Source organism: Streptomyces sp. NPDC024687, assembly GCF_055559055.1.
In genome coordinates this window covers 149169-175087 of record NZ_JBVHLJ010000010.1, presented here as the reverse complement: position 1 = coordinate 175087, position 25919 = coordinate 149169, and the positions used below count along the sequence as shown (strand labels likewise).

At 72.3% G+C, this 25919-nt stretch carries 23 protein-coding genes and 1 pseudogene; 9 read left to right on the top strand and 15 right to left on the bottom strand.

The window, feature by feature from the left end:
- Positions 1-165 precede the first annotated feature (165 nt).
- Complete coding sequence (locus tag ACZ39I_RS33235; RefSeq protein WP_467248638.1) at positions 166-792, bottom strand: hypothetical protein; 627 nt, start codon at positions 790-792, stop codon at positions 166-168.
- An 85-nt stretch (positions 793-877) separates the two neighbouring features.
- Between ACZ39I_RS33235 and ACZ39I_RS33230 the strand changes: the two genes are divergently transcribed.
- The gene (locus ACZ39I_RS33230) at positions 878-1843 is read left to right on the top strand and encodes a TauD/TfdA dioxygenase family protein (RefSeq protein WP_467248637.1); all 966 of its coding nucleotides are present in this window, start codon (positions 878-880) and stop codon (positions 1841-1843) included.
- Positions 1844-2111: 268 nt separating this feature from the next.
- On the opposite strand, the gene ACZ39I_RS33225 is transcribed toward ACZ39I_RS33230, so the two are convergent.
- The 3 genes from ACZ39I_RS33225 to ACZ39I_RS33215 form a co-directional block, all read right to left on the bottom strand.
- Positions 2112-3140 (bottom strand): LLM class flavin-dependent oxidoreductase, encoded by a 1029-nt coding sequence (locus ACZ39I_RS33225; protein WP_467248636.1) that lies wholly within the window; start codon positions 3138-3140, stop codon positions 2112-2114.
- 102 nt (positions 3141-3242) lie between these two features.
- Positions 3243-4751, bottom strand: coding sequence for a metallophosphoesterase family protein (locus ACZ39I_RS33220; protein ID WP_467248635.1), 1509 nt, complete (start codon positions 4749-4751; stop codon positions 3243-3245).
- 117 nt (positions 4752-4868) lie between these two features.
- Complete coding sequence (locus ACZ39I_RS33215; protein WP_467248634.1) at positions 4869-5747, bottom strand: MHYT domain-containing protein; 879 nt, start codon at positions 5745-5747, stop codon at positions 4869-4871.
- A 273-nt stretch (positions 5748-6020) separates the two neighbouring features.
- Here ACZ39I_RS33215 and ACZ39I_RS33210 point away from each other — a divergent pair, with 273 nt between their 5' ends.
- Positions 6021-6803 (top strand): SDR family oxidoreductase, encoded by a 783-nt coding sequence (locus tag ACZ39I_RS33210; RefSeq protein WP_467248633.1) that lies wholly within the window; start codon positions 6021-6023, stop codon positions 6801-6803.
- 48 nt (positions 6804-6851) lie between these two features.
- Here the strand turns inward: ACZ39I_RS33210 and ACZ39I_RS33205 are convergent, their stop codons facing one another.
- From ACZ39I_RS33205 to ACZ39I_RS33185, 5 genes are all read right to left on the bottom strand, one after another.
- Positions 6852-7649: an alpha/beta fold hydrolase gene (locus ACZ39I_RS33205; RefSeq protein ID WP_467248632.1), complete on the bottom strand. Its 798-nt coding sequence runs from the start codon at positions 7647-7649 to the stop codon at positions 6852-6854.
- Between the two features lie 91 nt (positions 7650-7740).
- A complete protein-coding gene (locus ACZ39I_RS33200; protein ID WP_467248631.1) occupies positions 7741-8433 on the bottom strand; it encodes a 2-phosphosulfolactate phosphatase in 693 nt (230 codons plus the stop codon).
- A 184-nt stretch (positions 8434-8617) separates the two neighbouring features.
- Positions 8618-10000: a DEAD/DEAH box helicase gene (locus ACZ39I_RS33195; RefSeq protein ID WP_467248630.1), complete on the bottom strand. Its 1383-nt coding sequence runs from the start codon at positions 9998-10000 to the stop codon at positions 8618-8620.
- A 110-nt stretch (positions 10001-10110) separates the two neighbouring features.
- Positions 10111-10866 (bottom strand): dienelactone hydrolase family protein, encoded by a 756-nt coding sequence (locus ACZ39I_RS33190; RefSeq protein WP_467248629.1) that lies wholly within the window; start codon positions 10864-10866, stop codon positions 10111-10113.
- Between the two features lie 124 nt (positions 10867-10990).
- Positions 10991-11611 (bottom strand): L-threonylcarbamoyladenylate synthase, encoded by a 621-nt coding sequence (locus ACZ39I_RS33185; RefSeq protein WP_352389820.1) that lies wholly within the window; start codon positions 11609-11611, stop codon positions 10991-10993.
- A 239-nt stretch (positions 11612-11850) separates the two neighbouring features.
- On the opposite strand from ACZ39I_RS33185, the gene ACZ39I_RS33180 reads away from it, so the two are divergent.
- A complete protein-coding gene (locus ACZ39I_RS33180) occupies positions 11851-12087 on the top strand; it encodes a hypothetical protein (RefSeq protein WP_352389819.1) in 237 nt (78 codons plus the stop codon).
- 304 nt (positions 12088-12391) lie between these two features.
- Here the strand turns inward: ACZ39I_RS33180 and ACZ39I_RS33175 are convergent, their stop codons facing one another.
- Both ACZ39I_RS33175 and ACZ39I_RS33170 read right to left on the bottom strand, forming a co-directional pair.
- Positions 12392-13135 (bottom strand): CbtA family protein, encoded by a 744-nt coding sequence (locus tag ACZ39I_RS33175; protein ID WP_467248628.1) that lies wholly within the window; start codon positions 13133-13135, stop codon positions 12392-12394.
- Positions 13136-13150: 15 nt separating this feature from the next.
- On the bottom strand, positions 13151-13369 hold the full coding sequence (locus ACZ39I_RS33170) for a CbtB domain-containing protein (RefSeq protein WP_467248627.1): 219 nt from the start codon (positions 13367-13369) through the stop codon (positions 13151-13153).
- A gap of 250 nt (positions 13370-13619) precedes the next feature.
- Between ACZ39I_RS33170 and ACZ39I_RS33165 the strand changes: the two genes are divergently transcribed.
- The gene (locus ACZ39I_RS33165; protein WP_467248756.1) at positions 13620-14201 is read left to right on the top strand and encodes a histidine phosphatase family protein; all 582 of its coding nucleotides are present in this window, start codon (positions 13620-13622) and stop codon (positions 14199-14201) included.
- Positions 14202-14261: 60 nt separating this feature from the next.
- On the opposite strand, the pseudogene ACZ39I_RS33160 reads toward ACZ39I_RS33165, so the two are convergent.
- Positions 14262-14942 (bottom strand): annotated as a pseudogene (locus ACZ39I_RS33160) (alpha/beta fold hydrolase); the annotation flags it as partial.
- Here ACZ39I_RS33160 and ACZ39I_RS33155 point away from each other — a divergent pair.
- Together ACZ39I_RS33155 and ACZ39I_RS33150 are read left to right on the top strand one after the other, a co-directional pair.
- Positions 14929-16062, top strand: coding sequence for a hypothetical protein (locus ACZ39I_RS33155; protein WP_467248626.1), 1134 nt, complete (start codon positions 14929-14931; stop codon positions 16060-16062). The pseudogene ACZ39I_RS33160 and the gene ACZ39I_RS33155 sit on opposite strands and share 14 nt — an antisense overlap.
- A 78-nt stretch (positions 16063-16140) precedes the next feature.
- On the top strand, positions 16141-19128 hold the full coding sequence (locus tag ACZ39I_RS33150) for a glycosyl hydrolase (RefSeq protein ID WP_467248625.1): 2988 nt from the start codon (positions 16141-16143) through the stop codon (positions 19126-19128).
- A gap of 63 nt (positions 19129-19191) precedes the next feature.
- Here ACZ39I_RS33150 and ACZ39I_RS33145 read toward each other — a convergent pair whose 3' ends face one another.
- Positions 19192-19821, bottom strand: coding sequence for a class I SAM-dependent methyltransferase (locus ACZ39I_RS33145; protein ID WP_467248624.1), 630 nt, complete (start codon positions 19819-19821; stop codon positions 19192-19194).
- A 99-nt stretch (positions 19822-19920) separates the two neighbouring features.
- Between ACZ39I_RS33145 and ACZ39I_RS33140 the strand changes: the two genes are divergently transcribed.
- Complete coding sequence (locus tag ACZ39I_RS33140; protein ID WP_467248623.1) at positions 19921-20373, top strand: flavodoxin family protein; 453 nt, start codon at positions 19921-19923, stop codon at positions 20371-20373.
- Here ACZ39I_RS33140 and ACZ39I_RS33135 read toward each other — a convergent pair.
- Together ACZ39I_RS33135 and ACZ39I_RS33130 are read right to left on the bottom strand one after the other, a co-directional pair.
- Positions 20370-21101, bottom strand: a complete 732-nt coding sequence (locus ACZ39I_RS33135) for a response regulator (RefSeq protein WP_467248755.1) — start codon at positions 21099-21101, stop codon at positions 20370-20372. The two genes, ACZ39I_RS33140 and ACZ39I_RS33135, sit on opposite strands and share 4 nt — an antisense overlap.
- Before the next feature lie 259 nt (positions 21102-21360).
- On the bottom strand, positions 21361-22659 hold the full coding sequence (locus ACZ39I_RS33130) for a sensor histidine kinase (RefSeq protein WP_467248622.1): 1299 nt from the start codon (positions 22657-22659) through the stop codon (positions 21361-21363).
- A gap of 216 nt (positions 22660-22875) precedes the next feature.
- On the opposite strand from ACZ39I_RS33130, the gene ACZ39I_RS33125 reads away from it, so the two are divergent.
- On the top strand, positions 22876-23568 hold the full coding sequence (locus ACZ39I_RS33125; protein ID WP_467248621.1) for an ABC transporter ATP-binding protein: 693 nt from the start codon (positions 22876-22878) through the stop codon (positions 23566-23568).
- A complete protein-coding gene (locus ACZ39I_RS33120; RefSeq protein ID WP_467248620.1) occupies positions 23565-25916 on the top strand; it encodes an ABC transporter permease in 2352 nt (783 codons plus the stop codon). The genes ACZ39I_RS33125 and ACZ39I_RS33120 overlap by 4 nt, the downstream gene beginning before the upstream one ends.
- Positions 25917-25919: the final 3 nt, after the last annotated feature.

The following is a 25919-nucleotide window of genomic DNA, read 5'->3' as shown; positions in this document are numbered from 1 at the left end:
AGCCAGTCTGATGCCCCAGATGATGGAAAGCGGGTCATGGCGCTGTCAAGGCTCGTGAACAGATGACCTTTAACGAGTTAGGTCGTTCGTCGACGAGGGCCGGGTACGGGCACTCCTAGGAGGCGCTCGGCTACCTGCCTCGACACCTGACTCGCGGCTGAGAGCTCAGCCCCCGAGGGCGTGGGCTGTGCCGCCGTCCGCGGCCAGGGCGGCGGCGATCTTCCGATGCGCCTGCCGGCGCTCCTCGTCGGGCACGGGTGGCAGGAGTTCCTCCCACACCGCGAGGAAGGTGCCGCGCAACTGGAGCAGCCCCGCGGGGCGGGCGAGCAGCCAGAAGTGGAGGTGGGCGGCTCCGTCGCCCCAGCGGTTGACGTGGACGCGGGCGACGCCGTCCAGGCCGAGCACCGCGCGTTCGGCCCGCTGGAGGAGGGGGCCGAGTTCGGCCGCTCGCTCGGCGGGCAGGTCGCCCAGGTCGTAGTGGCCGCGAGGCTGGAGCATCACGACCGCCGGTAGCCGGGACTCGGTTCCGACCGCGTCGAGCCGCCAGTGGTCGTCGGCCCAGAGGGATTGCGTCACCGGCTTGAGGCACGTACGGCACTCGTCGGGGCCGCTCTCGCCCTGACGAGCGGGTTCGGGCAGGACCGGAGGGTGCAGGGGCTTGACCCGTAGGTCACCCTCGAAGGGAAAGGTCTCCCAGTCGGCCACCGAGTCGGCGGGCAGGGGCAGCCGCTCGCCCGCCGGCAGGCGTCGTACGAAGGCGCTGGGGTCCTGAGGCGTTGAGGCGGTGACCACGATGGGCAGTCAACCATGGGTGATGGGCCCCGTGGGGCCCGTCATCCCGGACAGGTACGGAAGCCCGGCGAACAACGGAGCACGCATGACGACGGACAAGGGCACGGCGGAGCGGGACGCGGGTATCGAGGTGAACCCGGTCGCCGGGCACATCGGTGCCGAGATCACGGGGGTCGACCTGTCGGGTGACCTCGACGACTCGGTGGTCGCAGCGATCCGGGCCGCGGTGCTGCGGTGGAAGGTGGTGTTCTTCCGGGGGCAGAAGCTCGATCACACCGGGCACGTGGCCTTCGCCCGGAAGTTCGGTGAGCCCGTCGTCCTGCGCAGGCGTGGCAGTGCCTCGCCCGCCGGCTTCCCGGAGGTCGAGACGACCGCCGACCGCCTGGAGCTGGGCGGCAAGTTCGGCATGGAGCACGAGGAGTGGCTGCAGCGCCGGCGGCACACGCTGCTGCGCGGCTGGCACTGCGACCACGGTGCCCGGATCGACCCGCCCGCGGCGACGATCCTGCGCGCCGAGACCGTACCGCCGTACGGCGGCGACACCCAGTGGTCCAACCTCGCCGCCGCCTACGCCGGACTGTCCGCGCCGGTGCGGGAGTTCGTGGACGGCCTGCGCGTGGAGCACCGCCTCGGCGTCGGCTACCAGCCCCGGCCGGGCGACGACGCCTACCTCCGGCACCTCCTGGACCACCAGGTGGCCTCCCTGCACCCGCTGGTGCGGGTCCACCCCGAGACGGGGGAGCGGATCCTCTACGTCAACGGCTACTACGTCGAGCAGATCGCCGACCTCTCCCGCGCCGAGAGCCGGGCCATACTCGACATGCTCCTCGAACAGGCGGTCCGCCCCGAGTACACGGTCCGCTTCCGCTGGGAGCCGGGCAGCGTGGCCTTCTGGGACAACCGCGCCACCATTCACCTGGCCCCTGGCGACAACGCCCACCTCGGATTTCCCCGCACCATGCACCGCGTGATGCTGGCGGGGGACGTGCCGGTGGGGGTGGACGGGAAGCCGTCGGAGGCGGTTACGGGGACGGAGGTGGGGCGTTGGTGACGGGGGTGGGCCGCGGGGGTGGTGCCGGGTGGGCGGCTCGGGGTGTGGGCGGTGTTGGCCGGGCGGTCGTGGGCTGTGATCGAGGTCGGTCGTGGCCTTGCGAGGCTGCGTCGCGGGGCGTGGTGCCGGCTGGACCGGCTCAGGGCTGTGGGCGGTGCGCACGGTCGACCGCGGGTTGTGCGGCGTGTCCGATCCGTTGGTGTGCGCGGCGGCGCCCGAGCGGTCGGCCCCCGGCTGAGCCGACCGCCCCGTCACCCCTGCCGTCGGTCTATGCGCCCGGTCGCCACCCCAGCGCCGGGCCCAGCTTGGTCGCCATGTCGGTGAGGATCTGTGCGTAGTCCTCGTGCTCGAAGGTGAACGGCAGTGCGAAGGCCACCTCGTCCACCTCCCGGAACGCGGCGTGCGCGTGCAGCCGTTCGGCGATCTCCTCCGACGTGCCGACGATGTCCGGCGCGAACATCAACCGCGCCGGACCCTGCGGTGCCGCGGTACGAGGGGTGCGCTTCGCCGCGTACTCCTCGTACCGCGCCCGCTGCTCCGCCGACGCCGAGTCGGTGGGGATGACCACGAGCCCCTGGGACACCCGGGCCGCCTCGCCGTCCGGATGCGCGGCGCGGAAGGCGCGGATGTGCGACAACTGGATCTCCGCGAAGTCGTACGGCCCCTCCGGACCCTCCGCCTTGACGACGCTGCTGGTCAGGAAGTTCATGCCGTGCTCACCGGCCCAGCGCGCCGAGCTCACGCTGCCGCCGCCGTACCAGAGCCGTCGGCCGAGGCCCGGCGAGTGCGGCTGCACCCGGTCCGAGAAGACCTCGAAGCCCTGCACCCCGCTGAAGTCGCTGGCCGGCTCGCCGCGCACGAGGTCCAGCAGCCGCCGTACCCGCTCGTAGGAGAAGTCCTCGGTGTCGGCCGTGTCCGGGTACAGCGCCCCCTTGACCTCGTCGAAGTGCATCGGCGGACCCACGCTCACGCCGGGGTTGATCCGGCCGCCGGACAGGATGTCCACGGTCGCCAGGTCCTCGGCCAGCCGCAGCGGGTTCTCCCAGCCGAGCGGGATCACCGCCGTGCCGAGCTCGATGCGGCTGGTGCGCTGCGAGGCCGCCGCCATGACGGCGACGGGGGACGAGATGCCGTACTGGAGGTGCCGGTGGCGCAGCCACGCGCTGTCGAAGCCGAGCCGTTCGCCCAGCTCGATGATCTCCAGCGTGGACTCGTGCCCGCGCCGCGGATCCGCCTCGTCGAACAGGCCGATGGTCAGGAAGCCCAGCTTGCGCAGGGGGCGGGGGATCGGCGGCACGGGCTCCTCCGGGTTGTTTGACGTATCAAGTAGTACGGCTGTGCCAACCCGGCCGTCAGGCGTGATGTTCCCGCTCGCCGGGCCGTGAGATCAAGGAGAAGGTCAAGTCCGGGTCAGGGGAATGGTTACCTCGTCCTCGACCGGCGGGTCGATCTCCTGGGCGAGGTTGCCGGTGGCCGCGAAGCAGCGCAGACGCACCGCCTCCGGGGTGACGTCCAGCCGCAGGAAGCACTTGAAGAACGGCGGGCTGTACGTCGCCGAGCTCGGCGAGAACAGCTGGGTGTAGATCTTGCGCACCGGGAGGCGGAACCGCGAGGTGCGGTCCGGTCGGCCGCCCGCGCCCAGGAGACTGGCCACCAGTCGGATGCGGAACGTGACGCGCGGCACCTCACCCGGAACGCGCGTGGGCGGGATGCCGAGGCGCTCGGCGATCACCGCGGTGGCCTCGGCCTCGGTGAGGGTGAAGAAGCGGCGCAGATGCAGCCGGCGGCCGTAGAGCCTGCTGTAGAAGGCCAGGGAGTCGCCGCGCAGGGGGTAGCAGCGGAAGTCCTTCTCGGTGACGTCGGCGATGGAGACGTGCGGGATGGTGTGCGTGGCGTGCATGAACGCGCCGCCGCCGCCCGAGACGACGTACTGGATGGTGCGGCCGTCCACGTCGACCGGATAGCGCTGGTAGTTGTGGATGTCGCCGCCTATCGCCGCGACGTAGTGGTGCTCCGGGTCGCGCACGATGTCGTCGACCGTGCCGCCGCCGTCGATGGCGCAGGGGTGGTGCTCGCCGTCCACGTACAGGGGCGATCCCGTGATGAGGATCTTCGGGCGCGGGCCCTGGGAGACCTCGCGCAGCCAGGCGCCCTGTTCGGCGTCGATGGTGCCGAGCAGCCCGGTGTCTATGCCGATGATGCGCAGCGGGCCGGCGTCGACGGCCCAGTACGGGCCTGGCTGGACGGCCTGTTGGGACGGCTTCGCACGCAACCGGCGTGCCTCGTCGAGGCGTTGGCCGTCGTTCGCGCGCGGTCGGTGCCACAGCAGGGAGCGCAGCCAGGCGCGGGTCACGGGGCGGGGCGCGGGTTCGACGTCCAGGGGCGGGGCGTCACCGCAGAAGACGCGCATGAAGGCGCCGAGATCCTCGTACCAGTCGTGGTTGCCGGGTATCGCGTAGATCGGCGCCGGGTAGTCCTGGTACGGCCGGAAGAACTTCGTGCCGTAGTCGTCCGCGCTGCCCACCGGGTAGATCACGTCACTGGCGACGACCGCGAACCGGGTGTCCTGACTGATCTTCAGAAACCCTGGGACGACGGCGTACTGGGGGTCGTCGCCCTCGCCGGTGTCGCCGATGACCATGAAGGAGAAGCGCTCTGGGTCCGCCCGCCGGATCACCTTGTCGGCGGGTGCGCCGGCCGCCGCGCGCTGGGCCACCCAGCGGCTTCGGGTACGGCCCGTGGGGTCCCCGAACCAGGAGGCGACCACGCCGTTGCGGGCGGCCCACAGCATCCTGGGGCTCAGCCACGAGATCTTCTCGACCTTGGGCGGCATCAGCCGCTTGTACTCGCCGAGTCGGGTGGAGCCCCAGCCGGCGCCTTCGGCGGTATCGCGTGAGGAGTCTGACACCGGTGCACCGTAACAACGATCTAGAACCGGCCCGGAGGGGGGAGTGCCGTACAGCGCTCTTCCCTCCGGGCCCGACCGGACCTCACCGGATGTGTGGGTACTCCAGGGGGATGGCTCTCAGCTCTGCGGGGTGTGCGGTGCGGCCCACTGCGGATCCTGTGGTGCGCGGGCGTGGATCACCCGGACTTCCTGGTCCTCGTCGAGCGGTCCGGACGACGGTGCGGTGGGCGCGGTCGAGGGGGACGGACGGTTCCAGTCGCCGTCGCCGAGCACCAGGAGCGGGTCGAACATGACCACCACTCCGGCCAACAGCAGAAAGATCGCCGGTCCCAGGAGCATGGGCAGCAGCAGCGACGTGGGCGAATCGCCCGCCCACGAGCCCCCGGTCCTGTCGTGCACATGGACGCTCACCGCGGACATGCCCGTGTAGTGCATCCCCGTCACGGCGATGCCCATGATCAGGCTGGCGCCGAGGCTCGTCAGGAACCCCCGGATCGTGACTGCCGCCCACAGCGCAGCGGTCGCGGCGACGATCGCGATGACCACGGAGAGCGTGACGACGGCCGCGTCGTACCGGATCGTCCCGTTGACGTGCAGCGCCGCCATACCGAGGTAGTGCATCGCGGCCACGCCGACCCCGGTGATCACGCCCGCGAACGACAGGTTCAGGGCGCTGGCGCCGCGATAGCCGACGATGAACACGCCGATGCCCACGACGACGATGGCCACGGCGAGACTGAGAACCGTGAGCCCGGCGTTGTAACGGATCCGGGTCTCCACGACCTGGAAACCGATCATGGCGATGAAATGCATCGTCCAGATTCCGCAGCCGATCGAGGCGGCGCCGAGCGCCAGCCATCCCGCCTTCCATGACTGGCTGCTGAGCAGGGTGCGCACGATGCAGCGCAGCCCGAGGGCCCCTCCCAGGCACGCCATCAAGTAGGCGGCCACCGGGGTCACCGCGCCATAGCGGAACCCGTCAACCGTGCCTTCCATGAGCCAACTCCCCCCAGAGTCTTGGCTGGTTGTTGAGGAAGGGTTACGGCCGGCGATCCGGTAAAGCAAGGCATTACCGGGGGTAAGCGGTTATCTCTCCAGGAGTGCTGTTGAACTTTAGTCACATGGGGACGAGTTTCGGCCAAGCGGACTCCAGCGGCCAGCACGTGTGCGAGAGTTGAGCAATTTTCAGCATTGCCGCGGTTCCGGCGAACCTGTTCGATCAGGAAAAAGCGGTTGTCGGTTCGCCGCCGTTCGTGAACGATCCCGCCCGTGACCCCGCGTACCGATCAGCCGTCCTCCGCCGCCCGCCCCCTCGCCCTGATCACCGGTGTGGGCCGCACCGCCGGTATCGGCGCCGGCATCGCCCAGCAGCTCGCGGCCTCGGGGTGGGACATCGCGTTCACCTACTGGAACCCGTACGACGCCCGCATGGCCTGGGGCGCCGAGCCCGGCGCGACCGAGGCGATCGGCAGCATCCTGTCCGAGCGGGGCGCGGCCACCGCCGCCATCGAGGCGGACCTGGCCGACCCCGAGACCCCGGCCCGGGTCTTCGACGAGGCGGAGCGTTGCCTCGGCCCCGTCGCCGCGCTGGTGATGAGCCACTGCGAGTCGGTCGACTCGGGCCTGCTCGACACCACCGTCGAGAGCTTCGACGGCCACTTCGCCGTCAACACCCGCGCGACCTGGCTGCTCATCCGTGAGTTCGGCCGCCGCTTCACCGCGGAACGGGGCTCCGGGCGGATCATCGGCCTCACCAGCGACCACACGGTGGGGAACCTGCCGTACGGGGCGAGCAAGGGTGCCATGGACCGCATCATTCTGGCCGCCGCCCACGAACTGGCCCACCTCGGCGTGACCGCCAACGTCATCAACCCCGGCCCCGTGGACACCGGTTGGATGACCGAGGAGGTTCGCGCGCACTGTCTCGGCGCCACGCCGCTCGGCCGCCTCGGCACCCCGCAGGACACCGCCCACCTGGTGGACTTCCTGTGCTCGCGGGAGGGCCAGTGGGTCAACGGGCAGCTGTTGAAGAGCAACGGGGGCTTTGGGTAAGGCGGTTGCGGCTCACCCGCCTATTGCGGCTCACCCGCCTATTGCGGCTCAGCCGCCGGTTGCGCCTGAGCCGCCGTCCCCCAAGAACTCGCCCAGGAGCGGCACCACCAGGGACGTCCGCTGCATGAGGGCCATGTGCGTGGTGGCGGGCAGGACGGCCAACTGTGCGCCGGGGATGAGCTGTTGCATCTCCGCCGCGTGCTCCACGCGTACGAAGTCGCTGTCGCCGACGAGCAGCAGTGTGGGCACCCGCAGTCCTCGCAGGTCGTCGGCGGTCCAGGGCAGCGGGGCGTGCGCGGCCGCCGAGACCTTGGCGAGGAAGTCCTGGAAGTGCTCGGGGTCGGGCGCGACGGCCGCGTATGTGTCGGCCATCTCCCGGAAGTCGTCCTGGCTCGGGAGCCGGGGCGAGCTGTAGTCCGGGACGCGGACCTCGTCATGGACCCCGTCCTGCGTGTACATGGTGGCGGCGAGCGCGAGCCGTCCCACGCGCTCCGGGTGCCGCACCGCGATCTCCAGCGCGGTCAGCCCGCCGAGGCTGAACCCGAGGAAGTCGGCCTGGGCGATGCCGAGTTCGTCGAGCAGCGCCACCACGTCCGACGCCAGATCCGACACCGTCATCTCACGGTCGGTGTCGGCGGTGTGGCCGTGCCCCTGCAGTTCGGGAGCCACGACCCGACGGTCGGCGGCCAGGGTGGGCAGTACGGCGGAGAAGGTCAGCCCGACGGTGAGGCCACCCCCGTGCAGCAGCACCAGCGGGCGGCTGCCCTCGGGGCCGGCGCCGTGGGTCTCGTAGTACATCTCCAGACCGTTGACCTTGGCGTAGGCGGAACTGCTCGGCACGGTCATCACATCCGTTCTGCGGAAGTCGTGCACAGAAGTCGTACGCAGTCGTATGTGAGGAAGACCCTGCCCGGCCGCGGAAGTCATCGGCGAGGTGTCACGTGGGCGGGGCGAGTACCGGCCGCAGCACCATCAGGGGGCCTTCGCGCCCCGCGAGCATGGCGAACGGGAACCGGTCGGCCTCCAGACAGAGGCCGACGTCGTCCGGGTGGACCCCCGGCAGTCCCCGCCGCGCACCCTGCGCCAGCTCGGCCGCCCAACGGGACTCCCGCGCACGACGGAGATACGGCTCCGCGTCCACCTCGGCGGACTCGACGCGCCGCCCGATGTACTCGGCGCACGCGCGATCCTCCTCGGCCCGCCCCTCCTCGCCGGTGACGACGAACGTCACCTCCCGCGCGCCACGCTCCCGCAGCAGTCGCGCGGTCGCACCGGCCACGACGAAGCTCGCGCACAGCAGCAGCCGGGCGTCGGCCACGGCCAGGGCGCCCACCGTCCCCGAGGTCGTCTTCTGCACGATCGTGCGGCCGGTGAGGTCGTGCGCCGCCAGCATGGCCGGGGAGTTGAACGCGTCGAACCCGGGCGCGGGCGCACCGTCCTTGAGGGCCAGCCAGCCCGGATGACGGGCCATCAGCTCCAGGGCCTCCTCCTCCGAGGAGGCCAGGACGATCTTCTCGGCACCACCGTCGAAGGCGCATGCGGCCACGGTGAACGCGCGAAGAACATCGATGACGACGGCGACGGCGGGAGTCCGCGTCAACTCCGGAATACCGAGGAAACGAGAGCGCACCCGGCCCATACTGCCCGAGCGCGGCCGTACGCGGTCACGAATATCACTGCGCGCACAAGCCGCCGCCGCTGCGCAACGGCGACCGGTCGGCGGCCGCCCGCCGCTGTCCCGCCAGTTCGGGTTTTCGCGTCGGCCGAGGGCCGCCCCCGAGGCAGAGACGTTCCGATGCCGAGCAGCCGCGCGCTCAGCCGCCGCGGCGTACCTGGGCGGCCCTGCGGGCCTCGGCGAGCTTGCGGGCCTCGCCGGCCTTCCGGGACTTGCCGCCGGTGCCGCGCGAGGTGTCCTTGCTGGTGCCCAGTCCGCGGAAGGGGGTGTTGGTGTTCTTGGGCCGGGGCGCGGCGGGCCCGCGGTCGAGAGGGGTGCCGGAGGGAGCCTTGGCCCCGGTGATACGGCTCAGCTCGGCCTCGCCCGAGCGCACCTTCGTGACGGTGGGCTCGATGCCCGCCTCGGTCATCACACGGCTCGTCTCGCGGCGCTGGCCCGACAGCACCAGGGTGACGACCCTTCCGGACTCACCCGCCCGGGCGGTGCGGCCCGCGCGGTGCAGATAGTCCTTGGCGTCGGTCGGCGGATCCACGTTGACCACGAGGTCCAGGTCGTCGACGTGCAGGCCGCGCGCCGCGACGTTGGTGGCGACCAGGACGGTGACCTGCCCGTCCTTGAACTGAGCGAGCGTACGGGTGCGCTGCGGCTGGGACTTGCCGCTGTGCAGGGCCGCGGCGTGCACCCCGCTGGTCCGCAGATGCCGGGTCAGCTGGTCGACGCCGTGCTTGGTGTCCAGGAACAGCAGCACGCGGCCTTCGCGGGCGGCGATCTCCGTGGTGACGGCGTACCGGTCGGGGCCGTGCACGACCAGGAGGTGGTGGTCCATCGTCGTGACGGCGCCCGCGGACGGGTCGACCGAGTGGACGACGGGGTCGCTGAGGTAGTCGCTGACCAACTGGTCGACGTCGCGGTCCAGGGTGGCCGAGAACAGCATCCGCTGACCCTCGGGCCGCACCTGGTCGAGCACCTCCGTGACCTGCGGCAGGAAGCCCAGATCGCACATCTGGTCGGCCTCGTCGAGCACGGTGATCCGCACCCGCCCCAGGCGGCAGGCCTTGCGCTCCACGAGGTCGTGCAGTCGGCCGGGGGTGGCGACGACGACCTCGGCGCCCTCCCGCAGCGCGGCGATCTGCCGGCCGATCGACATACCGCCGACGACCGCGGCCATCCGCAGCCGGAGCGCTTCGGCGTACGGTGCCAGTGCCTCGGTGACCTGCTGGGCGAGCTCCCGGGTGGGCACCAGGATCAGTGCGAGGGGCTGCTTCGCCTCCGCACGCTGCCCGGCCGTCCGGACGAGCAACGGGAGACCGAACGCGAGCGTCTTGCCCGATCCGGTACGCCCCCGCCCCAGGACGTCACGTCCCGCCAGCGCGTCGGGCAGCGTGGCCGCCTGGATCGGGAACGGCTCGCGCACACCGCGTTCGGTGAGGGTGCGCAGCACCTGGTCCGGGAGTGCCAGATCGGCGAAGGAGGTGGTGGGGGACGCTGTGCCGGGGCGGTCCGGGTGGTCGGGGTGGTCCATGAGGAGCCTTCCGCAGAGGGGACGTACCGAGGAAGGCCCGGCAGGAAGTCATGAGCGCGCAAACGTTAAACGGTAACACAAAGTGATGGTGGGGTCGGGTGCATGAACGTCTAGAACGTCCGCTTGAGCAGGTCGAGCAGTGCCGCCCAGTGCCGCTCGTCGCCCTCGGGGTGGTACGAGGCGGTGTCGGCCTGGGTGAAACCGTGCGGGGCACCGTCGTAGACCTCGCAGCGGTGGCGGACCCCGGCCTCGGTCAGTGTGGCGGCGAGGCGCTCGATCTGCTCCGGCGGCAGTGACGGGTCGTCGTCGGCGTGACCGAAGTACAGCTCGGCGGTGATGTTCGCGGCCACCAGGTGCGGGCTGTCCGGAGCGTCGGTCGCCAGGCGCCCGCCGTGGAAACCGGCCGCGGCGGCCACCCGGTCCGGATAGGTGCCGGCGGTCAGCAGGGAGAGCCGTGCGCCCATGCAGTAGCCGGTGAGGGCGACCGGGCCGTCAGCGGCCTCGGGGCGGTCGGCCAGCCAGCGCACATAGGCCCCGGCGTCCCGCATCGCCAGTTCGGGCGTGAGCGCCTGCATGACCGGCATGATCTTCTCGAAGATCTCCGGCCGCGCGCCCGGGTCGATGAACTCGGGCAGCTCGAAGACCGGCGCGCGCCCGTGACGGTAGAACACGTTGGGCACGAGGACCGTGTAGCCGGCCCCGGCGAGCCGGTCGGCCATCGACCTCAGCTGGGGGCGCAGCCCGAAGGCGTCCTGGAAGAGCAGAACGGCCGGCCGCGGCGCACCGTCGGCCGGGTGGGCCAGATAGGCGTCGGCGATGCCGTCCTCGGTGGGGATGTCGACGGCGGTTCCCTGTACGGAGGTCATGGGGGTGCCTCTCTGCGCGTGCCAGGGCGAGCAGGTCGCCGACCCGGCGGAACCGGGCCGGAGCACATGGTTGCACGCACCACCCACCTGGCCCGCCGCGGCCCCCTCCCGCTTGAGCGCCGCTTTACTCGAACCGGCTGGTGTCACCCGCCCCGTGCCGTACGATCTCCGCCTCGCCGCCCGAGAAGTCGATCACCGTCGTCGGTTCGGTGCCGCAGTCCCCGGAGTCGACGACCCCGTCCAGCACATGGTCGAGACGGTCCTTGATCTCCCAGCCCTGGGTCATCGGCTCCTCCTCGTCCGGCAGGAGCAGGGTGCTCGACAGCAGCGGCTCCCCGAGCTCGGCGAGCAGCGCCTGGGTGACCACATGGTCGGGGATGCGCACGCCGACCGTCTTCTTCTTCGGGTGCTGGAGCATGCGCGGCACCTCCTTCGTCGCCGGGAGGATGAAGGTGTAACTGCCGGGAGTCGACGCCTTGATCGCGCGGAACACGTCCTTGTCGACCCGTACGAACTGGCCGAGCTGCGCGAAGTCCTGGCAGACCAGGGTGAAATGGTGGCGGTCGTCCAGACGCCGGATGGTCCGGATCCGGTCGATGCCGTCGCGGCTGCCCAGCCGGCACCCGAGCGCGTAGCAGGAGTCCGTCGGATACGCGATCAGCGCGTCCGAGCGGATGCTCTCGGCGATCTGGGAGATGGTGCGGGGCTGCGGATTGTCGGGGTGCACGTCGAAGTACTTCGCCATCCGTCGAGCTTATGCGGTCGGCGCACGGCGGCGACGCAGGGCCGGGGTGGCGGCGACCGGCGCCCTCGGGACTGCGCCGCCCTCCCTCCCTTTCCTTCCCGCCCGCCCGCACGCCCGTACCGTGCACCGCGAGGGACCGGTCGCGTTCCCGTGGCGGATTTTCTGCCCCGGCGTGGACTGACCTGCGCACGACGGGTACTCGTCCGGCTCCGGAACGACTACCGCTCGAGGAGGCCGGAATGACCAGCAGCACGGAGACCGGCGGCGCGACCGGCACGCCGGACAAGGACTACAACCTGATCTGGTATGTGGAGGCGTGCCTGAGCAACGCGCTGCGACTGGAGAGCTACATCGAGGACGCGGAACGCGGCAAGGACACCGAGGTCGCCGACCTGTTCCGCAAGGCCCAGGCGGACAGCCGCAAGGGCGCCGAGATCGGCAAGAAGCTCCTGCGCGCCCGCCTGAACGGCGGCTGACCCTGGAGGTGCGGAAGGGCCGGACAGACGGGTGTCCGGCCCTTCCGTCGTGCCCGGAGGCGGCGCCCGCCGCCGGCATCCTGGCACCCGGCATCGTGGCGCCGGCCAGGGTCGAGGTGATCGCCGGGCCGGTCGGCTGCGAGGCCGAGATCCGTATCGACGCGGACGAACTGCGCGAGGCTGGGTGGTCGGCGCCAAGGCCGAACATCTGGAACAGGCCAGGAACAAGCTGGGCGGGACCGTACGGGAGCTGCGGGGCACGTCGTGGGTTCCACCGGGCGCGCCCCCGGCGGAACCCACGCCGTCAGGCGACGAGCGCGGAGACCTCGCTCCGGGCCGGCCCCGGTTCGAGGACCCGCTCGGCCAGGTAGCCGAACAGCAGCCCGAACGCCGACCACAGGACGGCCTGGACGCCGAGAGAGGCCAGGCGGAACTCCCACAGGTCGGTGGCCGGGAAGCCCTTCGGGGTGTTGTCCCCTGCGGGCAGGACGGCCATCGCCACCGACACCGCGGCGACGAAGGCCACGGCGGCCGCGGTGGAGGCGTTCCAGTTGCCCCGGGCCGGGGCGAGTCTGCGGCCCAGCAGGACCGCGCCGATCCCGAGGAGCACGCTGAGCGCGATCATCAGGACGAACAGGGCGGTGCGCTTGTCGATGGTGTCCGGGTCACCCACCGCGGGCGGGTTCGCCGGATACTTGAGGATCGGCACGAGATAGACGGTGAGGAAGCCGCCGAGCGCCGCCAGACCCGCCGTCGCCCGGGCGCCGAACCGGCCGATCCGGCCCAGCGCGAAGCAGAACGCCAGCGCCATGATGCCGCCGATGGCGACTCCGAAGACGAGGACGCCGGTGGCCAGTCCGGCGGTCGACTGCACGGAACGGCTGACCAGTTCCTCGCCGTGTTCGTGGGAGCCTGCCTCCTCGAAGGCGATGGCCGCGTCCACCGGGCCCTCCCCGACCAGGTAGGCGAAGACGAAGGCCAGGACACCGGCGCCGAGACCGGCGAGCATGCCGCGCGCCAACAGGGTACGTACGACTGTGGAGTTCATGAGCTCCGCCCCGCCTCAGTGGCAGGGGAAGCCGAGCAGGTGGCGTGCGTCGTGCACCCACTCGTGGACGCCCTCGCCGGAGACGAGTGCGGTGGCGCCCTGTTCGGCGCCGACGAAGTACAGCAGGACCAGCATCAGGACGCCGAAGAAGACGGCCCAGGGGATGAGCGCCCGCACCGGCAGTGGTGCGAGGGCGGGGGTGGTGGGCGTGGGGGCGGCAGTGGACTGCGCCATGGCGAGACCTCCTCGGGAACAACGCGTCCCGTGTCATGTGGGGCACTCGACGACGGCGTGGGGTCTGACTCACCACACCTCGTCGGCCGAGGGGTGGCACACAGTGGCGCGACCGTGCCGGGCTTGCACCGGACTTCCGTGGCGCCGTCGTCCTTGTCGTCCCAGATGGTAGGGGCAATGCGCGCATCGGCCAACAGGGCGTACGGCACCTACGATGAACCACCCCAGGCGACTCGACGAAAGGGCCCGTATGACCGTCCGGCTCACCCTGCTGTGCGCCGCAGCCCGTACGGAACGCGCCGTCCGTTTCGCCGACGACCCCCTCGACGAGCGCGCGCTGCACCGGGTGCGGGCCGTCGCCGGATCCCTCCCGCAGGCCGCCACCCGCTGCACGGCACCCTCCCGGCGCTGCACCGAGACGGCCCGGACCCTGGGCTGGGAGTCCGTCACGTCGCAACCGGCGTTGCGCGACCTCGACGTGGGCTCCTGGTACGGCCGCACACTCGACGAGATCGCGGCAGCCGACGCGTCGGGGCTGGCCGGTTGGCTCGCCGACCCGGGGGCGGCGCCGCACGGCGGGGAGAGCGTGGCGCAGCTCTGCGACCGGGTGGCCGTCTGGCTGGACGCGCTGCAGCCCGACGTGGGGCGCGTGCTCGCGGTGGTCGAACAGGCGGTGGCGCGGGCCGCGGTGGTGCACGCGCTCGGGGCACCTCACCAGGCGTTCTGGAGAGTGGACGTGCCGCCGCTGTCCACCGTCGAACTCACCGGCCGCGGCGGCCGCTGGAATCTGCGGATGGTCGAGCTGCCGAACACCCCTCGTCCATCACGGTGAGAGCCGGGTCAAGGCCCGGCGCAGGGTGGTGCGCACCTTGCCGCCGGCTCCCAGGCACGGTCAGCGAAGAACGAGCTCCCGCAGGGCCTTCACCACGTCCCCCGGCGCCTCCTCCGCCATGAAGTGACCGCAGGAGACGGTCGTATGACGAAGGTCGTCGGCCCATGCCTCCCACAGCTCGGTGGTGTCGTAGCCGAGCGCGGACCCCCAGTCCTGCTGGAGCACGGTCACCGGCATGCCGAGCCGGTGCTCCGCGGCCCGGTCGGTCTCGTCGTGCTCGACGTCGATGCCCGCCGAGGCGCGGTAGTCGGCGACGACCGACGGCACCGCCTCGCCGCAGGCTCGCAGGTACTCGGCACGGACGTGGGGCGGGATCGCGTCGGGCCGGTTCGCCCACAGGTCGAGGAAGTGGCCGAAGAACGCGTCCGCGCTCGCGGAGATCATCCGCTCGGCGAGGCCGGGCGGCTGGGCCATGAGGTAGAGGTGAAAGGCGACCGCCGCCGACGTGCCGCGCAGGGCGTCCCACATGTCGAGCGTCGGCAGGATGTCCAGACAGGCCAGGTGGGAGACCGCGTCCGGGTGGTCGAGGCCCGCGCGGAAGGCGACCAGTGCGCCCCGGTCGTGGCCCACCAGCGCGAACCGGGGGTGCCCGAGGCGGCGTGCGAGGGTCACGACGTCGTCGGCCATGGTCCGCTTGGAGTAGGTGTGGGGGCCGTCCTCGCGCGGCTTGTCGCTGTCGCCCGCCGGGCTGATGCGTCATCTCGCCGTCACCGGGGGCGGCGCCCTGGAGGCGGCACGACGGCACCGGGCCGCGGCCGTGGCGGCGGCCGAGCAGCTGGGCGATCCGGAGCTGACGGTCCGCGTCATCGGCGTCTACGACGTCCCCGCCGTCTGGACCCGCTCCGACGACCCGGCCCAGGCCGAGCGGCTGGTGGGCGCGGCGGAACGCACCCTGCTCCTCCTGCCGCCCGGCGCGCCCGAGGCGGCGAGGGCCCGGCTCCTGGCCACCGTGGCGGTGGAGTCCCGCGGCACCCTCCCCGACGGGACACGCGCCCTCCAGGCGGCCCACCAGGCTGTGGCCGGCGCACGCCGACTCGAGGACGCCAACCTGCTCGTCTTCGCCCTCAACGGCCTGTTCATGCAGACCTTCGAACGCGCCGGACTCGCCGGCCGACGGGACGGCATCGGCGCGGAGATCACCGAAGCGGCCGCGCGGCACGACCTGTTCACCTACGAGGTCCTCGGCCACCTCATCCGGCTGCAAGCCCACTGCGCCACTGCCGACTTCACGGCCGCCGACCGACACGCGGCCGCCGCCGACGCGCTCGCCGAACGCCACGCGCTGCCCCTCGTCGCCGTGTTCTCCACCTGGTACCGCGCCCTGCGCACCGCGGCGACCGGGCCCCCGCACCTCGGCGAGTCCGCGTACCGCGCCGCCGCCAAATCCCTCGACGGCGCCGGCATGCCCGGCCTGGAACACGGACTGCTGCCGCTGGCCCTGCTGTGCCTCCGGCTGCACCACGGCCTCCCCGCCACCGCCGACCCGCACACCGACTGGGGTCCGTACGAGCCATGGGTGCGCCCCCTGTTGCTGCTCGCCGAGGGGCGCGACCAGGACGCTGTACGTCTGCTGGCCGATGTCCCCGCACCGCCGGGGGACCTGCTGTACGAGGCCCTGTGGAGTCTGCTGGCCCGAGCGGCCGTCCAGGTGGACGACCGACCGCTGATGCGGCGCGCCCAGGAGGCACTCGGCCCCGCCAGGGGTGAACTAGCGGGCGCCGCGAGCGGGTTGCTCACCGCCGGCCCCGTCGCGGACCATCTGGACGCCCTGGCCGCCGCGTTGGCGGTGCACGCATCTTGACCTTGGTCGAGACGGAGGCTTAGCGTTCGGGCGTTCACCGTGATTGAAACGATTCAGTATTCATCTGGGGGCGCCCACATGCATGAAGCCATCCCGCGGCGCGGCGGGCTATCCCGCCGCGCAGTCCTGGCCGCCGGATTGACCGCGGGCGCCGTCGCCGCACTCGGGGTGGGGGTCCCGGCCGCGGCCTCGGGGGTGCCTGCCCAGTGGTTCATGGACCCCGTGAAGTCCGTGCGGCCCAGGTTCCGTTGGTGGTGGCCGGACGGTCTGGTGGATTCGGACGAGATCGCCCGCGAGATCGACCAGATCGCGGACGCGGGCTTCGGCGGGGTGGAGATCGCCGCCGTCCACCACAGCATCAGGGACAAGTCCGTCCTGGACACCGCGCACCACGGCTGGGGGAGCGGACCCTGGCGGGACGGTGTCGAGGCCGCGTTGCGCCGCGCGGCGAGACGGGGGCTCACCGTCGACCTCACCCTCGGCCCCAGCTGGCCCGTCGCAGTCCCCGGTCTCACCCCCGACGACGAGGCCGCCGCAAAGGAACTCGCCCACGGCCGTGTCCCGTTGACCGGCGGGAGCACCTACCAGGGGCCCGTCCCGCCGCCCGTGCACGCCCCGGCCGCAGGGGTGACCCGCCAACAACTCCTCGCCGTCCAGGCCGCCCGGGTCGAGCCCGCCCACTCGACCCGCAAGGAGACCGGCCTCGACCCCACGAGCGTCCAGGACCTCACCGCGACCGTCGTCGACTCCACGCTCACCTGGACCGCGCCCGAGGGCGGCGACTGGGTGCTCATCTCCTACTGGGTACGTGGTTCGGGCCAGCAGCCCGAGTCCGGCCCCCACTCCGCCCCGGCCGCCTACGCCGTCGACCACTTCAGCCCGGCCGGCACCACCGCGGTCACCGCCTACTGGCAGGACCACCTGCTGACCCCGTCCCTGCGGCGCCTGCTGAGGGCCGCGGGCGGCTCCTTCTTCGAGGACTCCGTGGAGCTGGAGACCGACGGCCTGACCTGGACACCCCTGCTGCCCGAGGCCTTCGAGAAGCACACCGGAAGGCTCCTGCTGCCGTACCTGCCCGCCCTAGTCCTGGACAACGGCAACCAGGTCTTCGCCTACGAAGCCCAGTTGACCCGACAGATCCGGCACGACTTCTGGGAGACCGTCTCCGGCCTCTTCAACCGCAACCACCTGACGGCCCTGCGGGACTGGGCGCACACCCTCGGCATGACCCTGCGCTCACAGCCCTACGGCCTCCAGACGGACGCCATCGCCGCGGCCGCGATCCTCGACGTCCCCGAGGGCGAGTCGCTCGGCTTCAAGAACCTGGACGACTACCGCTGCCTGGCCGGCGGCCGGGACATGGCCGGACGGACCGTCCTGTCCTGCGAGGCGGGCGCCTACAACGGATCCGCGTACAGCACCACTTGGGACCGCTTCCTGCGGACCATGGGCGGCGCCTACGCGGCCGGTGTCAACCAGACCGTCGTGCACGGCTTCTCCTACGCCACCGCGCCCGGGGTCGACTGGCCGGGGTTCGCGGCCTTCAGCCCGTACAACGGCACCGCGGGCTACGGCGAGTCGTGGGGCCCGCGCCAGCCCACCTGGCGGCACGTCGAGGACATCTCCGGTTACCTGGGCCGCGTGCACCAGGTGCTCCAGAGCGGCACCGCCAGAGCGGACGTCGCCGTGTTCCGGCAGACCGGCTACACCGCCACCGGCATCGGCGCCTCCTGGTTCACGGCGACCGGTGTCCCGCTCGGCTGGACCCACCAGTTCCTCAGCGGCCCCCTGCTCGACCTGCCCTCCGCCACCGTCTCCGGCGGCCGGCTCGCTCCCCAAGGGCCCGCCTACAGGGCGCTGTTCGTCGAGGGCGACTTCTTCTACGGCTCCACGCCCACGCTCGCCGTCGAGGATGCCCGCAGAATCCTCGCCCTGGCGGAGGAGGGGCTCCCCGTGGTCCTGTTCGGCGCCTTCGACCAGGCGCTGACCCCCGGCGTCCCGGACCAGGGCGAGACGGACCGGCTGCGCGGGCTTCTCGGCCGGTTGCTCGCCCTGCCCCATGTCGTGCGGGTCACCGACAAGGCCGCGGTCGGCGACGCCCTCACCGCACTGGGCGTGAGTGCCGACGTGCGGCACGCGACCGCGTCCACGCTCCTCAACGCCCACCGGGTCACCGCAGATGCGGACTTCTACTACCTGTGCAACGGCAAGCACGCCGAGACGGTCAAGCCGCCCGTGGCCGCGATCGACCACGACGTCACGCTGCGCCGCACACACGGCGGCCGGACGGTGCCGTATCTGCTCGATCCCTGGACGGGCGAGGCGACCCGGCTCGCGCGCTACACGGAGGACGGGGACGATTTCACCCTGCGGGTGACGCTCCAGCCGGGGCAGACGATGATCGTCGCCCTGGGGCGGCCGGGCCTGTTCGGCGACCGGCACGGCAACAGCCCCCACGCCGAGGCCACCGACGCGGACGCGGTGCTGTTCACCGAGCGCGGTATGACCGTGCGGGCCCGTACGGCCGGTACCTGGACCACACGCCTGTCCCGGGGCCGCACCGTCACCACCAGGACCCCCGCAGTGCCCGCGCCGATCACCCCGGCCCGCTGGGAGCTGGACGTGGACGACTGGTACCCGGGCCCGGACGCCACCCGGACCGAACACGTCCGGCGCAGCCTCACCCTCGACACGCTCAGGCCCTGGTCCCAGATCCCCGAACTGGCCGACTCCGCGGGCGTCGGCCGCTACCGCACCACGCTCACCCTGCCGGCCGACTGGACGCCGTCCCACGGCGCCGAGTTGGAGCTCGGCCAGGTCAGCGACACGTTCCGGGTGACCGTCAACGGCCGGCGGCTGCCCGCGGCCGACCGGCTCCACCCCGTCGTCGACCTCGGCCCCTTCCTGCGGCGCGGTGCCAACACCCTCGAGATCGAGGTGGCGACCCCGCTGATCAACCGGCTCAGGGTCGAGCAGCCCACCGTGTTCGGCGGGGTCGCCCGCCAGGACCACGGTCTGGTGGGGCCGGTGCGGCTGGTGCCGTACGTGCAGGTGGCCGTGCGCTGACCGACCGATGAAGGCATGTAGCGCAACTGCCGTCCGGCGGGAGGCAGTTGCTACGTGCTGTCCCTATGGAAGGGTGCAGTAGAGGAACACATGCGGTTCGGTGGCGCCCTCGGGGTGGTCCGGGGTGAACTCCGCGAAATGCTCGGACTCCACCGTCAGACCCGTGTCGCGCACCACGGTGGCCACGTCCTGGGCGGCGAAACTGGTCGCCCGGACGGGCTGGCCCATGAACTCGACCGCCAGGTCCTCCACGTCGGCCGGCACGGTGGCGAGCACCAGAGTCCCGCCCGGCCGCAGGGCCCGCGCCAGCCGCCCCAGCACCTCGGACTGCTCGGCGCGGGTCATCTGGAGCAGCGAGAAGTACACGCAGACCGCGTCGAACGAACCCTCCTCCAGCGGCAGTTCACGGATGTCGGCGCGACGGAACGTGGCCTGCGGCACCTGCCGCGTGGCGAGGTCGACCATGACGGGGGAGACGTCCACCCCCAGCACCTCGTGCCCGGCGGCGGTCAGCGTCGACGCGGTGGGCCGGCCGGTGCCGCTGCCGACGTCCAGAACGCGGCTTCCGGGAGCCAGCCTTCCCAGCAGCCACTCCAGCGAGGCCAGGTGAGCCTCCGAACGGGCGAAGGCCTTCTCGTACTCCAGACCCAGCGCGTCGAAGACCGCTGCTGCCCGCTGCCCTTTGTCGGCCATGACTTCGCTCCCCCGTCGCGGTTCCCGGCATCGTAGCCCGGCGGTGCCCGGCCAGGGCACGGCTTGCGGACGAAAGCCGGGGCAGGGCAGGGTTCGACCGTGGCCACCTTGCTGATCGTGCATCACACGCCCTCGCCCAACTGCCAGGCGATGTTCGAGGCCGTCGTCTCCGGGGCCACGGCGCCGGAGATCGAGGGCGTGCGGGTCGTACGGCGCGCGGCCCTGTCCGCCACCGCCTCGGACGTGCTGGAGGCGGACGGCTACCTGCTCGGCACCCCGGCCAACCTCGGCTACATGTCCGGCGCCCTCAAGCACTTCTTCGACCAGATCTACTACCCGTGCCTCGACGAGACGCGCGGCCGGTCCTTCGGCTGCTACGTGCACGGCGGCAACGACGTCACCGGTGCCCTGCGCGGCATCGAGTCGATCACGACCGGTCTCGGCTGGCGGCGTGCGACCGAACCGGTGACCGTCACCGGCGAACCCGGCAAGGCCGACATCGAGGCGTGCTGGGAGCTGGGGGCGACGGTCGCGGCCGGGCTGATGGCTTAGGGGTCCCGCAAGGCGCCTTCCGATGCGCCGCCCGGCGTGATCAGCCCGCTCTCGTAGGCGAGGACGACCGCCTGGACGCGGTCGCGCAGCTCCAGCTTGGACAGGATCCGGCCGATGTGCGTCTTCACCGTCGTCGGGCTGAGGAAGAGCCGCTCCGCGAGCTCGGCGTTGCTGAGCCCCGTCGCCAGCAGCCGCAGCACCTCCAGCTCGCGCGGGGTCAGCCCGGAGAGGTCCCGGTGCAGCTCGGCCGAGGGCACCGCCTCCTCCCGCTGGGCGAAGCGCTCGATCAGGCGACGGGTGATCGTGGGCGCCAGCAGGGCGTCCCCGGACCGCACCAGCCGAATGGCGGCCACCAGATGCTCGGGCGTGACGTCCTTGAGGAGGAAACCGCTGGCCCCGGCGGTGAGCGCGGCGTAGACGTAGTGGTCGAGGTCGTACGTGGTCAGGATGATCACGCGGATCTCGCCCGCGGTGTCTTCGGCGAGGATCCGCCGGGTGGCCTCGATGCCGTCCATGCCCGGCATCCGGATGTCCATGAGGACGACGTCGGGGCGGGTCCGCCGGACCGCGGCGACCGCCTCCGCCCCGTCCGCCGCCTCCGCGGTCACCTCGATGCCGTCCGCGGTGAGGATCATCCCGAACCCGGTGCGTACGAGGGCCTGGTCGTCGGCGATGACGGCCCGCAGCCTGTCGCCGTCGAGGCCGGTGCCGGCGTGGATGCCGTTCATGCCGTCCGTCACCGCTGCCACTCCTCGCCCGTGCCGTGCGCCGACGAAGCGGCCCGACCGATCCGCCGGTTCGCGGAGGAGGCCGTGCCTCGGGTTTGCGGGGCTGTCCCCGGGACCGCTCCGCCGCTGGACCGGTCTGCCGGCGGAGCGGCTCCACCGATCCGCCCGTTCGTCGAGGAGGTTCGCCGGGCTGTCGCCGGGGCCGCCGCACCGCTCGGTCGGTCCGCCGACCCGACAGGGTGGGCCCGGCCGTGGCCGTTCACGTCGTCCGCCACGGCACCTCCGCCCTGATCCGGAAGCCGCCGGCGAGGGTCGGGCCCGCCGTCAGCTCGCCGCCGTAGACCGCGAGGCGCTCGCGCAGGCCGATCAGCCCGCGGCCGTTCCCGTCCGCGGGCACCCCGTCGCGGACCGCGCCGGTGTCCATGACCTCGATCTCCAGCCGGTCGCCGGACCAGCCGACGGTGACGACGGCCTCGGCGCCGGGCGCGTGCTTGAGGGTGTTGGTCAGCGCCTCCTGGACCACGCGGTACGCCGTGAGGTCCACGCCGGGCGGCAGCGGTTCCGGGGGCAGGGAGACCGCGACGCCGACCGGTGTCCCCGCGGCCCGCACCCGGTCGGTCAGGGCGTCCAACTGCCCGAGCCCCGGCTGCGGTTCGAGGCCGTCGGCGGGGGAGTCCGCACGGCCGGTGTCCGGCGCGGCCAACAGGCCCATCACGTGCCGGAGTTCGGCCATCGCGGCCCGGCCCCCGGCCTCGACCGCGAGCAACGCCTCCTTGGACCGCTCAGGGGCCGCGTCCATGACCTTGCGCGCGGCGCCCGCCTGGATGACCATCACGCTCACATTGTGGGTCACGACGTCGTGCAACTCCGCGGCGATCCGGGCCCGTTCCTCCGCCACGGCCCGGCGCGTCGCCTCCTCGTGCGTCCGCTCCAGCTCCGCGAACCGGTCCCGGCTGGCCGCGAGACGCCGCCGCCCGAACCGCACCACGCTGGCCAGCACCCCCGCCACCAGCAGCACCACCCCGGGACTCGACCAGCCGGGCAGCACCGGCTCCGTCGACCGGAACGCCACTCCGGCGAGGACGGCCGCGACGACGAGCCCGGCCATCGCGCCCGCCCGGTGCCGGCTGTGCGTCACCGCGCTGTAGGTGCCGATCACGCAGGTCAGGACGTTGATCCAGGAGGCGTCGTCGCCGATGGCCAGCCCCGCGCAGAGCACCACCGCGAACACGGTCAGCGGAAACCGCCGACGCGCCGCCAGCGGCAGTGCCGACAGCACGACCAGGACCCAGGGCGGTGAGGAGACCGGTTCCTCGATCCGCACGCCCGGGAGCGCGGGAGGCCGGGGCGGCACCGGCACGCCGTCCGCGAATCTCGACACGCGCACCGGCCCGTCGCCGGGATAGCGCGACGCCACCACCAGCGCGACCACCGTCAGCAGCACGGCCAGCAGCACGTCGAACCACACCGACCGCCGTGACAGCGCGGCGCCCTTCGGCTCCGGCCGCAGCGCGACACGCACCTGCCGACGCCATCCCCGCAGGTACTCCGTCTCCATGCGCCCATTGTCGCGGCCCCGGTCCCGCCGCGCGTCCGTCTCCACGACCAACGCCCCCTTCTACGGGCGTACTTCGCAGGGATGACCCCGGGCCGGGTCCTCCGCACGGAGGGCCGCATGTCGGTGCCCCGGCCGACGCGCCCGCCGCCCGCCCGCCCGTACCTTCGCCACGCCGACAAGGACACGACCCGACAACCGACAGGACGGGCACCTCCCATGACCGCAGTGATCGAACTGAAGGGCGTGGCCAAGCGCTACGACACCGCCGGCGCACCCGCGCTCGGACCGCTCGACCTCTCCGTCGCCCAGGGCGAGGCCCTCGCGGTGACCGGTCCTTCCGGCAGCGGCAAATCCACGTTGCTGAACCTCGTCGCGGGCCTCGACAAGCCGACCGAGGGCACCGTGACCGTCGCCGGGCAGCAGATCGACCGGCTCGGCGAGCACGCCCTGGCCCGGTTCCGCCGGGAAAGCGTCGGCATGGTCTTCCAGTTCTTCAACCTCCTCGACGACCTCACCGTGGTGGACAACATCCGGCTTCCCGCCCAGCTCACCGGGACCTCGCGGCGCAAGACGGAGGCCCGGGCACGTGAGCTCATGGCGGTCCTGGGCATCGAGAAGCACGCCCACGCCTACCCCGGCCGGCTCTCCGGCGGTGAACGCCAACGTGTCGCCGTCGCGCGGGCGTTGGTGAACCGGCCCGCCCTGCTGCTCGCCGACGAACCGACCGGGGCCCTCGACAGCGCCTCGGGCCAGGACGTCCGGGAACTCCTCGTCGACCTGCACCGCGGCGGCCAGACCATCGTCCTCGTCACCCACGACCCGGCCCTGGCCGAGGCCTGCGCGAGCCGCACCGTCCACCTCGTCGACGGCCATGTCGCCCTCGACTCCCGCGCCGGGGCCGTGCGATGACCGGCCCGCTCGTCCGCGTCGTACGCTCCGGGGTGAGTCGGCGCCGGGTGCAGACCGTCGTCATCGCCATCGCCACGATGATGGCCGTGGCGGCGGCCGTGGTCGCCGGTTCCCTGATGGTCGTCTCCAACGCGCCCTTCGATCACGCCTTCGCCGAGCAGAACGGCGCCCATGTCACCGCCGAGTTCGACCCGGCCAAGGTCAGTGCCGAACAGCTCGGGGCCACCGGGAAGCTGGCGGGCGTCACGGCGAGCGCGGGACCGTACCCGACCACGATCCTGCGGGCGGCCGACTCGTCCGGTCGCCGGCCCCCGGCCATGACCGTGGTCGGACGCCCAGGCCCGCAGGCCGAAGTGGACGACCTGGACCTCACGGCCGGCCGGTGGGCGAGGAAACCGGGCGAGATCGTGCTGAGCTCCTCCTACCAGGGGCCCGCCTTCCAGGTGGGCGACACCCTGACGGCCTCCGGCACGACTCTCACGGTCGTCGGCTTCGCCACCTCGGCCAGCAGGACCGCCGACGTGTGGGCGACTCCCGCTCAGGTCACGGCACTCGCCGCGAAGGACACCCCGGTCAGCAGCCAGATGCTCTACCGCTTCGACTCGGCGGGCTCGAAGGGCGACATCGCCGCGGACCGCAAGAAGCTCCTCGCCGCCGTCCCGACCGGGGCGCTCCTCGGTACCCAGTCCTACCTCGACACCAAGCGCGCCGCCGACCGGGGGGCCGCGCCGACCATCCCGTTCCTCGTCGCGTTCGGGGTCCTCGGCATCGTCATGTCGGTGATCATCGTCGGCAGTGTCATCAGCGGCGCGGTCGGTACCGGCCTGCGCAGGATCGGCATCCTCAAGGCCATCGGCTTCACCCCGCGCGAAGTCGTCCGCGCCTACGTGGCCCAGGCGCTCATCCCGGCGACCGTGGGCATCGCGCTCGGAGTCGTCCTCGGCAACCTGCTGGCCGTCCCCCTCCTCGACGACACCGAGCAGGCGTACGGCACCGCCACCCTGTCCGTCGCCTGGTGGGTGGACGTCGTGGTGCCCGTCGGCGCGCTGCTGGTCGTGGGGATCGCGGCCTTCGTCCCCGCGCTGCGGGCCGGGCGGCTGCGCACGGTCGAGGCCATCGCCGTCGGCCGGGCCCCGCGCACCGGACGGGGGCAGTGGGCGCACCGCGCGGCCGGCCGGTTGCCGCTGCCCAGGGCGGTGACCTACGGTCTCGCCAGCCCCTTCGCCCATCCGGTCCGTGCCCTGGCGATGCTGCTCGCCGTGGCCTTCGGCACCATCGCGGCGACCTTCGCCGTCGGGCTCACCTCCTCACTGAACGAGGTCAGCGCGGTGCAGGACCCCGAGAACCGTTCCGCGGTCACCGTCTTCACCGGCGGCCCGACCGTCGCGGGCGGCGAGCACATCCCGGTGCCGGGCAGCACCCCGGAGCCCGAGCCGGCCGACCCGGCGAAGGTGAGCGCCGCCATCAAGGCGCAGGCGGACACCGCCTCGTACTACGGGATGGGCCAGCAGGACGCCACGGTGGCCGGGGTCTCCGGAATCGTCCGGGCGACCCTGTACCAGGGCGACTCCAGCCGCGGCGGCTACGCCATGGTCTCCGGGCACTGGCTCACCGGCGCGGGCCAGGTCGTCGTGCCCGGCCAGTTCCTGGACACCACCGGCAGCGAGATCGGCGACACCGTACGCGTGACCGTCGGAAAGGAGACGGCCACCCTGAGGATCGTCGGCGAGGCCTTCGGCACCTCCGACGACGTGATGGAGATCCAGGCGAACCTCGCGGACTTCCCCGCGACCAGGCCACAGTTGTTCCTCGTCGACGTGAAGCCGGGCGTCTCCCCGGTCGCGTACGCCGAGAAGCTCGCCGCGCGGATCGAACCCCTCGGCGCCGACGCCCGGGCCAACGCCCCTTCCCAGGGGGACAACTTCGTGGTCATCCTGAACACGATGGCCGCTCTCCTCACCCTGATGCTCGTGTCCGTCGCGGCCCTCGGCGTCCTCAACTCCGTCGTCCTGGACACCCGGGAACGCGTCCACGACCTCGGCGTGTGCAAGGCGCTCGGCATGTCGCCCCGGCAGACCGTGGGCCTCGTCCTCGCCTCGGTGGCCGGCATCGGCGTGCTCGGCGGTCTCGTCGGCGTTCCCGCCGGATACGCGCTGCACGGCTTCGTGCTCCCGGTGATGGGCCACGCGGCGGGCACCGGCTTGCCGAGATCCGTCCTCGATGTCTACGACACCCCGCAGCTGCTCCTGCTGGGCCTGGCCGGTGTCGTCATCGCCCTGCTGGGCGCGATGCTCCCGGCGGGCTGGGCGGCGAAGGCCCGCACGGCGACGGCCCTGCGCACCGAGTAGCCG